12 protein-coding genes and 2 pseudogenes are annotated in these 13,485 nt (G+C 64.6%); 4 read left to right on the top strand and 10 right to left on the bottom strand.

Annotation, left to right across the window (positions count from 1 at the left end; genetic code table 11):
• Positions 1 to 246: 246 nt before the first annotated feature.
• Positions 247 to 562, top strand: a pseudogene (locus tag AAC691_RS12150) (hypothetical protein); the annotation flags it as partial.
• A gap of 96 nt (positions 563 to 658) precedes the next feature.
• Here AAC691_RS12150 and AAC691_RS12145 read toward each other — a convergent pair.
• Genes AAC691_RS12145 through AAC691_RS12130 form a run of 4 tightly spaced genes read right to left on the bottom strand, consistent with a single transcriptional unit; the run spans position 659 to position 5,474 of the window.
• Positions 659 to 1,078: a hypothetical protein gene (locus AAC691_RS12145; protein ID WP_342627077.1), complete on the bottom strand. Its 420-nt coding sequence runs from the start codon at positions 1,076 to 1,078 to the stop codon at positions 659 to 661.
• Between the two features lie 28 nt (positions 1,079 to 1,106).
• On the bottom strand, positions 1,107 to 2,360 hold the full coding sequence (locus AAC691_RS12140; protein WP_342627076.1) for an MFS transporter: 1,254 nt from the start codon (positions 2,358 to 2,360) through the stop codon (positions 1,107 to 1,109).
• A gap of 7 nt (positions 2,361 to 2,367) precedes the next feature.
• Positions 2,368 to 3,156 carry a deaminated glutathione amidase gene (locus AAC691_RS12135; RefSeq protein WP_342627075.1) on the bottom strand — a complete coding sequence of 263 codons (789 nt, stop codon included), beginning with the start codon at positions 3,154 to 3,156 and terminating at the stop codon, positions 2,368 to 2,370.
• A 14-nt stretch (positions 3,157 to 3,170) separates the two neighbouring features.
• Positions 3,171 to 5,474 (bottom strand): TonB-dependent receptor domain-containing protein, encoded by a 2,304-nt coding sequence (locus tag AAC691_RS12130; RefSeq protein WP_342627074.1) that lies wholly within the window; start codon positions 5,472 to 5,474, stop codon positions 3,171 to 3,173.
• A 130-nt stretch (positions 5,475 to 5,604) separates the two neighbouring features.
• Between AAC691_RS12130 and AAC691_RS12125 the strand changes: the two genes are divergently transcribed.
• The 3 genes and pseudogenes from AAC691_RS12125 to AAC691_RS12115 form a co-directional block, all read left to right on the top strand.
• Positions 5,605 to 6,921, top strand: coding sequence for a PLP-dependent aminotransferase family protein (locus tag AAC691_RS12125; RefSeq protein WP_342627073.1), 1,317 nt, complete (start codon positions 5,605 to 5,607; stop codon positions 6,919 to 6,921).
• Between the two features lie 55 nt (positions 6,922 to 6,976).
• Positions 6,977 to 7,135, top strand: coding sequence for a hypothetical protein (locus AAC691_RS22325; RefSeq protein ID WP_408904515.1), 159 nt, complete (start codon positions 6,977 to 6,979; stop codon positions 7,133 to 7,135).
• A gap of 188 nt (positions 7,136 to 7,323) precedes the next feature.
• Positions 7,324 to 7,551: pseudogene (locus tag AAC691_RS12115) on the top strand (IS5/IS1182 family transposase); the annotation flags it as partial.
• Positions 7,552 to 7,557: 6 nt separating this feature from the next.
• On the opposite strand, the gene AAC691_RS12110 reads toward AAC691_RS12115, so the two are convergent.
• From AAC691_RS12110 to AAC691_RS12085, 6 genes are all read right to left on the bottom strand, one after another.
• Entirely contained in the window at positions 7,558 to 7,845 is a 288-nt protein-coding gene (locus AAC691_RS12110; protein WP_342627072.1) for a YciI family protein, read from the bottom strand.
• 118 nt (positions 7,846 to 7,963) lie between these two features.
• A complete protein-coding gene (locus AAC691_RS12105) occupies positions 7,964 to 9,235 on the bottom strand; it encodes an FAD-binding oxidoreductase (RefSeq protein WP_342627071.1) in 1,272 nt (423 codons plus the stop codon).
• A complete protein-coding gene (locus AAC691_RS12100) occupies positions 9,232 to 10,632 on the bottom strand; it encodes an MFS transporter (protein ID WP_342630210.1) in 1,401 nt (466 codons plus the stop codon). The genes AAC691_RS12105 and AAC691_RS12100 overlap by 4 nt, the downstream gene beginning before the upstream one ends.
• Positions 10,633 to 10,637: 5 nt before the next feature.
• On the bottom strand, positions 10,638 to 11,801 hold the full coding sequence (locus tag AAC691_RS12095) for an FAD-dependent oxidoreductase (protein ID WP_342627070.1): 1,164 nt from the start codon (positions 11,799 to 11,801) through the stop codon (positions 10,638 to 10,640).
• Complete coding sequence (locus tag AAC691_RS12090) at positions 11,798 to 13,168, bottom strand: FAD/NAD(P)-binding oxidoreductase (RefSeq protein WP_342627069.1); 1,371 nt, start codon at positions 13,166 to 13,168, stop codon at positions 11,798 to 11,800. Before AAC691_RS12090 ends, AAC691_RS12095 begins: the two co-directional genes overlap by 4 nt.
• On the bottom strand, positions 13,150 to 13,452 hold the full coding sequence (locus AAC691_RS12085) for a (2Fe-2S)-binding protein (protein WP_176641122.1): 303 nt from the start codon (positions 13,450 to 13,452) through the stop codon (positions 13,150 to 13,152). Before AAC691_RS12085 ends, AAC691_RS12090 begins: the two co-directional genes overlap by 19 nt.
• Positions 13,453 to 13,485 lie beyond the last annotated feature (33 nt).

Raw genomic sequence — 13,485 nt, 5'->3', positions numbered from 1 at the left:
TTGCCAGCGTAGGCCGCTGGCTTTGACGAAATGTCCATGCGACGAGCACATCGGATCACGATAAATGCCACGCGCGCTGATCTTGCGCCCTGTCCGCGGTTCCAGCGTATCGTCGACCCCCGATGATGACCGAACCGTCAGGCACCAGAACCGCGACCAGCCAGACAAACGGCGTCTTGGCCAGGGCCAGAGCACTCCAGTGATTGCAGCTCAGAATACGATGAAAGGAGGAGAAATCCGCCGCGTTCGCCTGAGGTCCGTGAGCCTGCAGTCCGTATGGTGGGCGAGCATCGCGCCGATTACGGCTCGGAATGGGCTGCGATGACTTCGATTGCTGCCAAGATCGGCTGCACGGCCGAGGCGCCGTGGTGCTGGTACCGCGATGAGGCGAGACGGCGAGCAGGATCGGCGGGGAAGCTGGTGACGAGCGCATTCGGCTCAAAGAGCTTGAGCGCGAGGACAAAGAGTTGCGGCGCGCCAACGAGATCCTGCGTAAGGCATCGGCATATTTTGCGATGGTGGAGCTCGATCGCCGCGGAAAATGCTGTTGGCATTCATAGACCGCTCCGCAGCATTCCCCCTGCTAACGCAGGCGGCACCTTGGCTGCTTCGAACGACACAGACGCGGTGCAGTGACATATGAGGGCCTCTTTCGCAATCAATCCTTGCGGACAAAGAGCTCTGCGTAAGTACGGGAGCGTCCGAGCGGGGACTTCCCAACACCCCACCGCCACAGAGTACGCCCGTCCTCGCTGAAGCGCCAATAGGCGGCGACGATCACGTCGCCATCGAGCAGTTCTAGAATCTCGAATTCCAACGCGGAGATCTGGCGTGCGCGGACGGTATCGAAGCGCGGGCTGCCCGCAAGGCCTGACGTGCTTCCGTCCAGGACCGTGTCGTAATCGAGAGTACGGACGGCCTGTGTACGATCCGTATCATTTTCCGAGTGATACCGCAGCCGATCTTGCGTGAACTCGAGATAGAGGCGCAGACTCATGTCGGGTGGAAACCGGCCATCGCTCCACGACGAATGCGCCGCGTCGATGATCCAGCAACCGCTGAGGGAAGTGTTGTCCACAATCTTTTTCCCTATGGGTTCAGGATTGTCAAAAAAAATCCGCGTCGAGCGTGGGCCCGCGTCTGCCAGCCACCAGACAGAACACAGCGCCGAGAACGCCGAGCAGACACGGAACGGCAAGCGCAGCGGACCAGCCGACGCCGCGTGCGAGCATCCAGGACGTCACAATCGGTACGATACCGGCGGCGACGTTTCCCCAGAACCCCGCCCATCCGACAACAATGCCGACGAAGCGATTTGTCAGCCCTTGTGCAAGCGACCAGATGGAGACCTGACACATGCCGAGTGCTGCGAGGGCCATGCACAGGCAGGCCACGGCGGCGATCGTGCTGGCGCAGAATGTCGCGGCTTCCAGGGCCAATGCACTGAGTACCGCGCCGACGGCCCCGAACACCGCGCGGCTTGCAAAAATCGACCCCGTGCGCCGCAGGATCAGATCGCTGGCAAAGCCGCTGCCGATGACCGAAACGTAAAGGCAGAGCCACGGCATGGCGAAGATCCAACCCATGGACGCGTAGCTCAGATGACGGGCTGACATCAGGTAGTGCGGCAAGGTCACGTGATAAAAGGACTGCACCGACAGGACGCAGAGATAGAAAGCGCCGCTCGCCCAGAAGCGGGGCGAGCGTAGCAAGGCTGCGAAAATCGGCGTCGTCGCTCGGGGTGGAGACGTCTGATCGCCACGATGCGGGCCGTCGCGGTAAAACAGGAGCCACAGAAGGCTCAGCCCGACACCGATCGCACCGAATGCCACAAGCGTGTGGCGCCACCCGATGACCGTGACGGCTTGCGTGGTGATCGGACCGGCCGATGCCGACCCGATATAGAGGCATCCCAGAAGCACGGCATTGCCTCGGGACCGGCGGGTCGAGGCGAACCAGTCATGCACGGCGCTGACGCTGGCGCTCCAGTCGGGTGCCTGGAAGGCACCCATGGCGATGCGGAAGGCAAGGAAACTGGTAAAGCCTGATGCCTGCGGCATCGCCATTGTGACAAGCGACCAAAGCAGGCAGGCAAAGCCCAAGGCGCGATGCGGCCCGATCCGGCTGACGAGCCATCCGCTCGGCAACTGCATGACGGCGTAGCTCCAGGCGAGGGACGCAATCACGGTCGATATCTGGACGTAATTCAGTCCGAGCGCATGGCCAATACGTGGGGCGGCGAGTGCGAAGCTGTTCTTGTCGAGCGCCATCATGATGTTAATGGGAACCACAAGAGCCACCAGCATGGTCCAGGAGGAACCATCAGCACGCTCGGCGACGACTTCCTGAGTATCAGCCATGCGCGGTTCAGGCCGAGCGCAGGATCGGGTTGGCAAAGCGCCGGTTCTCGATCACGGGCAGCACTTTCCGGGCATGCGCGATGCGCGCAGGGTCGAGGTCGCAGAAGCCGAGCGCCGGAGCCTCACCAAGATCAAGCGTCACGACACCCAGCGGGTCGACCACCATGCTGGCGCCACAGTTTCGCACGCCGCATTCACCGACCGCCACGACATAACAGGTGTTGTCCAGCGCACGCGCCGTGTTGAGGACACGCCAGTGGTGCTCCTTGCCCGGGCCGCGTATCCACGCTGCCGGTATGGCGATTACTTCGGCGCCTGCCGCGGCGAGCGCGCGTGCGACTTCGGGGAAGCGAACATCGTAACAGGTCATGACGCCGACCTTGAGCCCCCCGATCTCGATCACCGGGGGGAGGCTGTGGCCCGGTGCCGTGCGATCGGACTCACGCGCGCCGAATGCGTCATAGAGATGGATCTTGCGATAGCGCGCGATGATGTTGCCGTCGCGCAGAACGACGAGCGTGTTGTAAAAACGACCATCCCCGTCCGGCACGTTGACGCAGCCCATCACCGTAATGCCTTCGGAAGCCGCGCACAGTCCGGCCATGAATGGACCATCGAGCGGCTGCGCCGTCTTGGGCATGATCTCCGGGTCGTTGATGTCGCGTGCGAGGATGCCTTCGGGCAGGACCAGCAGGTCCGCACCGCCCGATTTCGCGCGCGCAATCAGCTTCAGGCAGGCCGCCTGATTGGTATGCCAGTCTGCGGCAACGGCGAACTGTCCCAGAGCAACTTTCATGATGTCTTCCTTTTTCAGAAGCCGTAGCTCAGACGACCGCCGATGAAACGTGGAGCGCCGGGTACATGCTGGTAGGTCGTACTCTCGGATGAGGAGGTGACGCTGTAGTGGCGATCGAGCAGGTTGGTTGCATAGACGGTCGCACTCCAGCCATGCGCTTTGCTGGCGACCGTGGCACAGGCACCCATCAGGAAATACGAAGGAAGTCGATAGGCACCCGTGCCCCCGATCGTCATGGCCTGGGAATCGCGATAATTGCCGTTCACGCCCAATTCGCCGGTCAGGTCCGCTGTCAGATCAGTGCGATAGGCGGCAGATCCGGTCATCGTGAGCTTTGGAATGCCAAGATCCGTTCCGCTGTAATCGGTATAGAAGGCGCGATAGACGCCGGTCGCGGCATGATAAGCGTTTGTGGCCGGGGTGTTGAGGGCATCGAACGTCGTGTAGGTGCCTCGTTCGTATCCCATGTTGCCGTTGAGGTAGACATGGGCCAGCGGACGGGCATCGGCGCTGAATTCGATGCCCCAGATGTTGGAACGTGGTACATTCACGTAGGTACCGAGCGGTCCGTAATCTGTGAGCAGAAAGCTCGAGACGACCTGCTGGTTGTGATAATCGTAATAGAAGGCAGCGCCGTTCAGGCGCAGCTTGCCGGGTAACGGGTCGCTCTTGAAGCCAAGTTCGTAGGCTACGAGAGATTCCGGCTTGAATGCATTGAGCTGGGCTTGCGCGACGGTGTTGTTGGCGGCAAAGCCACCGGGCTTGAAGCCTTTGCTGACCTTGAAATAGCCCTGAAAATGTTCGGTGAACTGGTCCTGGATACCCAGGAGGCCGCCGATCTGGTTGGTCAACGCGCCCTCGGGAACGAAGGCAAGATTGCTATGCCCGTATTGAATGGTACGATAGTTCAGGAGTTGCCGGTCGTCCGACATGTGGTTGAGGCCGCCGATCAAGTTGATGGTGTGCGTCAGACGATACTCCAGATTGGCGTATTGTGAGAAAGCCTGCTGATTCTGATCGTAGGAACTTTGGGAAATATAGCCGCGGCCCTTGTAATCCGTGAAATTCGAGAAGAATTGCTGCGCCATGCGTGACCGGGCATAATACGCGCCGATCACCCAGTGGAGCGGATGGCCGTCTGCCGATGTCAGCTTCACTTCCTGCGAAAACGCGTTGGCGTCCACGTTGCGATAGACGTCGCCGGTTGCGAGTGCCGTTCCATCCTCGTCCGAATATTCGCCCTGTCGCTCGGTTTCAAAAGCGGAGATCGTATCGAATTTCGCGAAACCGAAATCATGGCCGATGCGGACGTCCGCACCCCAGAAGATATTATGTTCCGACGGCTTGAGCGTATCGGGGCGCCCGACGAGCTTCGCGAAATCGGGCCGCATGTCCCAGGCGGTCTGCCGATAGCCGGACAGGTCCGGATAGTGCTGCCATGACGGATCGAGATTGATGACCGGCTTGCCATTGACCAGCTCCGAATTGTCCCGTGTCCAGTGGCCGCCGATCTGGATGGATGTGCGGGAATCAGGAGTCCAGCGCAGCTTGCCGCGCAGCGCGGACTGATCCTGATCGCCGAGATGCGCGCCGTTGCTCGGATCGTACTGCCAACCACCGCCCTGGATTGTCTGGCCGGCGAGGCGGAACGTAAGATTGCGCGCGATCGGTCCGGAAATATAACCGTTGGTAATTGAGCGCGCGTAGCTTGCGATATCTTCCGATGCGCCGCCATGCCATGTCGAGGTCGGATCGGCGCTATGGAGTGATACTTCGCCACCGCTGTCAGGCGTACCGTGCGTGAAGCCCGCTGGCCCTGGGGCGATGCCGACGTCGGCGATATCGAACATCATCCCGTCCGTCATGGAACTGAACGGGTACGCCACATCGTCCACATAGACCATGACCGAGGACACGTTGTTCTCATAGTAATCGTCGAGGCCGACGCCGCGCAGATGGTAATTGATGCTTTGCGTGCCCTTGAGCGACTGGACCGTCAGATTGGGCGCGAGATTCTGCAGGTCCGTGACCGCCACGACATGGCGATCGCGTAATGTCTCGGCGGAGATATGCGTCGTGGAGTCTGCTTCTCTCTGTGCGTGGGCGAAGTTGAACCGACGCGTGCCGGTGACGGTCATGGCCTCCGGACGTGCTTGATGGATATTGCGGGCCGACGATATCGCATGGCGCGTGGATGCATGAGGGGGCGCGCGTCGTGCGGCAGCGATCGACGCCGGACAGACCTGTAGCATCGTGCCGCACAGCAGCATTCGCACGCCGATGCGTCGGCCAAACGAAGGAATACGGACAGGAATCATGGGCGTCGTCCGAAATGCAGAGAAGGGACATGAACGAATTTCGTTCGAAATGATTAAGGCCCCTATCGACCAATCCGACAAATGTTATTACGTTATTGTACAATAAATTCGATAATCACAGGTATGTATCGTGGAATCTCAATGGTTCGTCGCTCGCTTGCATGATCGGTCGATCCGCGGGTTGTCCCGGCAGGTCGCGGCCCTGATCCAGTCCGGCATGCTCCCGGTCGGCACGAATTTGCCGCCGATCCGAAAGCTGGCGTTTGCTCTTGGCGTCAGCCCGGCGACAGTTTCGATCGCTTGGGGAGAACTGCGCCGGCGCAACCTGATCGAGGGGCGCGGACGGTCTGGCATGTTTGTGACCGGAACATCGATCGTTCCACACCCGGTTCGCCGGACGGCGAGCGTGGGCCTGAGCAAGACGTCGTTCGATCTGACCAGCTACACGCCCGACCTGAGCCTGCTGCCGTCGTTGGATCGGGCGTTTTCATTGGTTGGACGGACGCCGAACCTTAACGCCTACGAAGACGAGACGATCATTGGTGCATTGCGGGCGATCGCGTCGGACACCTGGCCCTATACGCCAGAGGATTTCATGGCCTGCAACGGGGGCTATGGTGGGGTACACGATGTGATGCATGCGCTTATCCCCCCCGGCTCCATGGTCGCCGTAGAGGACCCGGCACCTATGCGCGTGCTCGATATTCTTGATCATCTCAGCGCTCTCATTGTGCCGGTCCGGAGCGACGAGGAGGGCCCACTGCCTGATTCACTGCAAGCCGCACTCGGGCGAGGCGCGACGGCATTTTATCTGCAACCCGGCCTGAATGCGATCACCGGACGCGCGATTTCGGCGGCAAGGGCGGCGGAACTTGCCGTATCCATGGCAGACGCGCCAGCGACTTGGATTATCGAGGACGACGCGTTATCCGGGTTGGCCGACAAAACGGCCGCAAGCCTGGGTGTCTGGCGACCGGAGCAAACGATCCACGTCCGCTCATTGTCAAAGAGCCTTGGACCGGATCTGCGAATTGGCGTCATCTCGGCGTCGGCCCGTATCATCCGGGAACTGCAGGCATTCCGAAGCTTTGGAGCGGGCTGGACAAGCCGTCTGCTTCAGTCTGCAGCCGCGTGGATGCTGACTGATACCGAAACCTGTGCGACCGTTGCCCGGGCACGACATGTCTATGGTATGCGTCGGCGTGCATTGGCTGATGCCCTCGCGAATCATGGCATCGATGTCGGCGGCGGGGGCGGGTTCAGTCTCTGGTTGCCGGTGGTGAATGAAGTGGATGCACTGGCAACCTTGGCATCCGACGGCATTCGGGTGACAGGCGGCAAAAAATGTTCCGTTGGTGGTGCTCCGCATATCCGACTTTCGTTTTCCCGGTTGATCTCAGATCAAGAATGGCTCGCAAGTCGGCTGGTGTTCGCCGGACTGCGATAGGAGGGCGCCGCCAGGCAGCCGATCGGTTCGGCGTCAGCCCGGCGCGTGCCATTCGTTGGTGTGCCCTTGCGAGGGGGATCGCCTGTCACACAGAATCGAGGCGCAAGCCGGGCGGATCCATGCCCTGATCGCCGAGAAGCACAACCCGACGCTAGCCGAGATTCGTGCCCGGCTGGCCGATGACGGGTATCACTTCGTGATCGGCACGCTGTGACGCTTCTTCGCGCGCCATCAGACTACATGGAAAAAGTCCGACCATGCGGCGGAGCAGAACCATCCGGACATCCTGACCCGACGGCGGGACTGGTTCGACGCCCAGCCCGAGCTTGATCCGGAGCGTCTGGTGTTCATCGACGCGACCTGGACCTCGACCAACATAGCACGCCGTTACGAACGCCGCCCGCGGGCAAGTTTCTCGCTGCTATCCTGGAGCAGCAACGGGTCAGGCAGCTTCTGTCCAGCGAGTATTTTTCGGTCGACGGCACCCTGATCGATGCCTGGGCCGGTATGAAAAGCTTTCGCCGCAAAGATGATATCGAACCACCCGGCGGCGATGGCCGCCGCAATGCGGAGGCCGATTTCCGAGGCGGTGGCCGGAAGCAAGCGCTTTTCGCTTCCGGCCGGTCGCCCCGAACGTCAGAGAAGACCCTCGAGCGCCGGGACGTATTTCGTGGGCGAGAACTCGATAATCTCATAGTCCGCGATGCCATGCAGGTGGAACGGGTCTTCGGCCAGAATGGCGTCCAGCCGCCCGCGTGAGACTTTCCCGCTGGCAAGGATGACGCCGCCCGTGCGCGGAGTCTTTGCGCCGGAGGCAAGGAAGATCCCTTCGGCATAATAGCGGTCCAGATAGTCCCGATGCGGTACGATCTGCGCCTCGATTTCCTCGACCGGCTTCCGGTAGCTCAGGCTGACGATGAACATGGACGGGTTCCTCCCTCTGTTTGCCGGCAAGGATGCGCCGATACGGGGGAAGTGCCAAGTCCGGATGGCTTTGCCTCGCGCCGAGAGGGATACGCGCCTTTGGCGCCGCCCTCGATCGTCAGGCGAGACGATCCTTGATCCGGTAATACAGGCCGACGGCCGGCATAAGGGAAGCGGCAATGCCATAGGCCGGGATCTTGTGCCATGGCGCATTCCAGATCGGGATCGCGACTGTCTCGCCGGCGAGCTTCCGGCCCAGCAATTGTCCCAGATGGACCGACATCTGCACGCCATGGCCACTGAGGCCCATGGCGTAATAAATCCCCTCCCATTCGCCGGCATGGGGCAGGCGATCGACGCTCATATCCACGTTCCCGCCCCAGCAATAGGCGACGGGCGTGTCCTGCAGCGCCGGAAAGATCTCGGTCATCGCGCGATGCAGGATCTGCCCGCATTTGACGTCCGACGCCGCGCTGGATTGCGAGAAATTGGCGCGTCCGCCGAAGATCAGGCGGCCGTCGGCGGTGGTGCGGAAATAATTGTGGATATTACGTGTGGTAACGACATTCCGACGGCCCGGCAGGATATGCGCCAGCAGCGCGTCCGGCAGGGGGGCCGTGGCGACGATGAAACTGCCCACCGGCATGATCCGGCGGCGGAACCAGTTCGGTGCCCGGCGACTGGTACCGGTGGCCAGCAGCACCTTCCGGGTCCGGATCGCACCCAGCGCGGTCATGATCTCATGGCCTCCAGCGGTCCGGCGCAAGGCGGTCATTGGCGTATGCTCGAAGATCCGCGCCCCTGCCGTCATGGCCGCCCGCGCCAGCCCGGCTCCGAAGCGGCCGACATGCATCTGCGCGCTCTTGCGGTAGAGAATGCCGCCCTGGAACGCGGGGGTGCCGATTTCCGCCGCCACCGCGTCGCGATCGAGAAAATCCGTCTGCGAGTCGGCGTGTCGCGCCAGTGCCGCCTGGTCGGCGCGCAGGGCCTCGCGATGCTTGGCGGTCCAGGCGACTTTCAGCTTGCCGCAGCGGCGAAAATCGCATTCCAGCGCCGCGTCGGCCACCAGGTGTTCCACCGTGTCCACGGCGTCGTCGAAGAAGCGGTACAGCGCGACCGCATGGTCCAGCCCATGGGTCGCGGCCAATGCCTGGAAGCTGCCGGCCGTGCCGTTATTGACATGCCCGCCATTGCGGCCCGAGGCATGGCAGGCGATCATGTCGGCTTCCAGCACCACGACCGACAGGCCGCGCGTCGCCAGAGCATGCGCGGCGGACAGACCGGTGAAGCCACCGCCCACCACCACCGCGTCCGCGGTCGAGGGAAAGGCGTCATGCGGCGTTCCCTGGGGGGACGCGGCGGTGTCGAGCCAGTAGGAAGTGAGTTTCATCGCGTAGTCCGCTCGGGCAGGTCGGAAAGGGAACCGGCGGCAAGGTGCGCCGGGGGCTGGGGTGTATCGTCCAGGCGCAGACCTGTGGTCTCCGGCGCCCAGCGCCAACTGATCAGCAGGCCGAGCAGCATGCAGCCCGCGGCGACCAGCATCATCGCCTGCATGCCGAACCGGGCATAGCCGACGGGTAGCAGGAACGTGCCGAACGCGGCGCCCAGCCGGCTGAACGAGCAGGCCAGGCCCATGGCGGTGGCGCGGATGGCGGTCGGGAACAGTTCGTTCGGATAGACGAACTGCAGGCCCGATCCGGCGGCCTCGGCGACCGAATAGAGGGTGAAGCCCAGGAACACCGCCCATTCCGCCGGGGCCGGGGCGGCGCCCAGCAGCAGCAGGCCCGCCAGGCTGACGGCGAACGTGCTCATCAGCAGCGGCCGCCGGCCGACCCGGTTGATCAGCCCCAGCGAGACCGGCAGGATCCCCAGCACGGTCAGGCCGGTCAGGATAAACGATCCCAGCAGCGCGCCCGGCACGTGATATTGCGTCAGCAACTGCGCCTGGAGCGTATGGATGGCAAAGCCCGGCGCGCTCTGCAGGATCCAGAAGGCGCTGACGAACAGCAGGGGCCCGCGATAGCGCGAACGCAGGATCTGCATCACCGACAGGGCGCCCTGGCTTTCCTGCCCCAGCGGAAGATCCGCGCGCAGATGGCGGCGGACGACGGCGCGCGCCTCTTCGATCCGGCCCTGCTGGGCCAGCCAGCGAGGGGATTCCGGCAGTCCGGCCCGCATCAGGAACAGCAGCAACGCCGGTACGGCGCTGGAGGCGAGGCCGGCGCGCCAGAAATCGTCCCCCAGCAGCGACAGCAGATAGCCGACGGCATAGCTGGCGGTATAGCCCACCCACCAGGACAGGATCAGGCCCGACAGGATCGGGCCGCGCCAGGCGCGGGGCATGAATTCGGTCACATAGGCGGTGGCGATCGGATAGTCCGCCCCGACCGCCACTCCCAGCAGGAAGCGCAGCAGGACCAGCGTCGCCAGGTCCGGGCACGCGGCCTGCAGCAGCGAAAGGACGACAAAGGCCGCGATATTGAGGGTGAAGAGCGGCTTGCGCCCCAGCCGGTCGGCCACCACCCCGCCCAGCGTGCCACCCGCCAGCACCCCCAGCAGGGCCGAGGCGCCGACCAGGCCGATGCCGCCGCTGGACAGATGCCGATCCTGTGCCAGGCTGGGAAGAGCGATGCCGACGATGCCGAGGATATAGCCGTCGCAGAACGGGCCGCCCGCCGCGACCGCCGCCAGCCGTGCGTGAAAGGGTGTCGGCGGCAGGTCGTCCAGCGTGCGCACCGGGCCAGGGGCGGAAGGGCAGGAGGCGGATGGGCAGGAGGCGGCCGCCATGCTGTTCAAACGTTCGGCCGGTCCGGACCGCGGAAGCGGCCGATATGAAAGGCGTCGATCGGCACGCTGGTTTTTCCGGTCGCGATCAGTTCCGCCATGACATGGCCGACCCCCGGGCCAAGCTGAAATCCATGTCCGCAGAAGCCGAAGGCGTAGAACAGCCCGGCCACCCCGGCACTGGGGCCCATCACCGGGATGTCGTCGTCCAGATAGGCTTCCACCCCCGACCAGGTGCGGATCACCCGCAGCCGCGCGATGTCCGGCAGCAGCCGCGCCAGGTGCGGCATCTGGCGGATCGTGTTCAGCGGGTCCAGCGGCGCGCGCTTCGTCACCAGGTTGGCGTCGGTCCGCCTGCCGCCGCCGAAGACGATGTTGCCGCGCGCCACCTGGCGCAGATAGACGCCTTCCTCGGTCACGTCGGAGGCGAAGCCGATGACCGGCCCGATCCGATAGGGCACCGGTTCGGTCACGCCCATCTGCGGTCCGCGCGGAATCAGGCGCAGATGATCGCCGAAGGTCGCGGCCATGGCCTGCGCCCAGGCGCCGGTGGAAATCTGCAGCAGCGGGGCGCGAAAGACGCCCTGTCCGCGTGTCTCGATGACGAAATCCTCGCCGTCCTTGCCGATGCCGGTGACTTCGGTTTCTTCCAGCACGTGCGCGCCGGCGCGCCTGGCCGCCCGGCCGAAGGCGGGTGCGGCCAGGCGCGGATTCGCGTGGCCGTCCGCGGGCGAGAACGAGACGGTATGCACGTCGGGCGCCAGCATGGGAAAGCGGGCCCGCGCGGCATTGCCGCTGAGCAGCTCCAGTTCCAGCCCATAGGGCCGGCAATCGGCGGCGTAGCGTTCCAGGCGGGCGGCGTTGTCCTCGGTAAAGGCGACGCGGATATGCCCCGAAGGCAGGAATTCCGCATCCTCGCCGATCAGTTCCGGCAGGCGCCCCCACAGGTCGCGCGACAGGTTGGACAGGGGCAATTGCGGCAGAAAGCGGCCCTGGCGGCGGACATTGCCGAAATTCACGCCGCTGGCCGCCTGGCCGATCAGGTCGCGTTCCAGCAGAATCACGGACAGGCCGTGCCGGCGCAGGAAGAAGGCGGTCGCCGCCCCCATGAAGCCGCCGCCGACGATCACGACGTCGGCACGGCGCGGCGCGGCGGACGGAGCGCGGCTCATGGCACGATCCTGCTGTCGAGCGGCAGCGGCTTGACGGGCGCTGCCGTGCGGATGCGCCCGACCTGCTCCGCCGGCACCCCGCGTGCATGCGCCAGGATTTCCGCTGCCGCCAATCCGCACATCCGCCCCTGGCAGCGGCCCATGCCCGGCCGGACCAGCGCCTTGGCGCGGTTGATGTCCGGGGCGTCCAGCGCCTGCGCGGCGTGCCGGATCTCGCCTGCCGTGATGTTTTCGCACCGGCAGACGATCGTCTCGTCCAGCAGGGCGCCGGCCAGGTGGGCCGGCCAGGGGAAGGCGCGGCCCAACCCCTGGCGGAACCGGTCCATGACCGCCACGCGCTGTTGCAGGGCGGCGATCTCGGCGGTCGCGACGGGATGGTCCCGATCCAGCAGCAGGGCGCAGGCGGCCAGCGTTCCGGCGGCCTCGGCCCCGTCCGCGCCGCGCAGGACGGCGCCGTCGCCGGCCAGGTAAACTTGGCGGTTGGACGTCCGGCCGAACCCGTCGATCACCGGCGCCCATTGGGCCGAGACGGAGTCGAAGGCGAAATCGCACTTCAGAAGGTCGGCCAGTTGGCTTTCCGAACGCAGCCCGTAGCCGACGCCCACCGCGTCGCAGGCGGCGCGCTGCAGCGTGCCCCGCGCGGTCCGCCAGGCGATGCCGCCGACCGTGCCGCCGTCATCCTCGATGCGTTCGGGGCGGATGGCGGTGCGCAGCATCACGCCGGCGCGCCGCAGGTCGGCCAGGTAACGCAGGCCGTTTGCCAGCACGCGCGGGCGCGCCGCCATCTGCCGCAGGCCGCGCAGCCGGTCGGCGTACGAACTGGTGTCCAGGACCGCGACGGGCGGCACGCCGGCCTTCAGATATTGCCACGCGACCAGATAGAGCAGCGGTCCGGTGCCCATGAAGACCGGCCGCGCGCCGATGGCGCAGGCTTGGGCCTTCAGCGCGATCTGCGCGCCGCCCAGTGAAAAGACGCCCGGAATCGTCCAGCCGGGGCACGGCATGATGCGGTCGGTCGCCCCCGACGCGATGATGACGGCGGAAAAGGACAGTTCCGATACCGCGCTGCCCCGGCTGGCCAGCAGCACGTCGCCCGAAACGCCCCAGGCGGTCGTGCCGGGGCGATAGTCGATGTCAGGGAGGATGGCTTCGAAATCCCGATGCAGCGCCGTTGCCTTTCCGGCTTCGGTGCCGTACAGGCGCGCCGCCGGCCGGGTGAATCCTGGTGGCTGGCGGCGATAGATCTGCCCGCCCTGCCGGTCGTTTTCGTCCAGCACGATGGGCCGCAGGCCGGCGCGGACCAGGCGCTGCGCCGCGCGGGTGCCGGCCGGCCCGGCGCCGACGACGATTACTGGCCGGTCGTCCATGCGGCCTCCTGCGTGCGGATGCGCATGCCGTCCTGCGCCGTGGTCGAGCAGGCGCGCAACTGTTCGCCGTCCTCGGTCCAGACCCAGCAATCCTGGCAGGCGCCCATCAGGCAGAACCCGGCGCGCGGCCGGTGGTCGAACTCGTTCTGCCGCAGGCGCGTGGTGTTGGTCATCATGGCCACCAGCAGGGTATCGCCCTCGCATGCCTCGACCGCCCGGCCGTCGATGACCAGCGCGATGGTCCTGCGCCCCGTTTCGGCGACACGTCGGAACTGAACCTGCATGATCCCTCTTATCCGGATGGAGGAAGCGGAAAA

Source organism: Nguyenibacter vanlangensis (genome assembly GCF_038719015.1).
Classification (GTDB): Bacteria; Pseudomonadota; Alphaproteobacteria; order Acetobacterales; family Acetobacteraceae; genus Gluconacetobacter; species Gluconacetobacter vanlangensis.
Note: the sequence above shows the minus strand (reverse complement) of the source record. Positions and strands in the feature narration are given on the sequence as shown.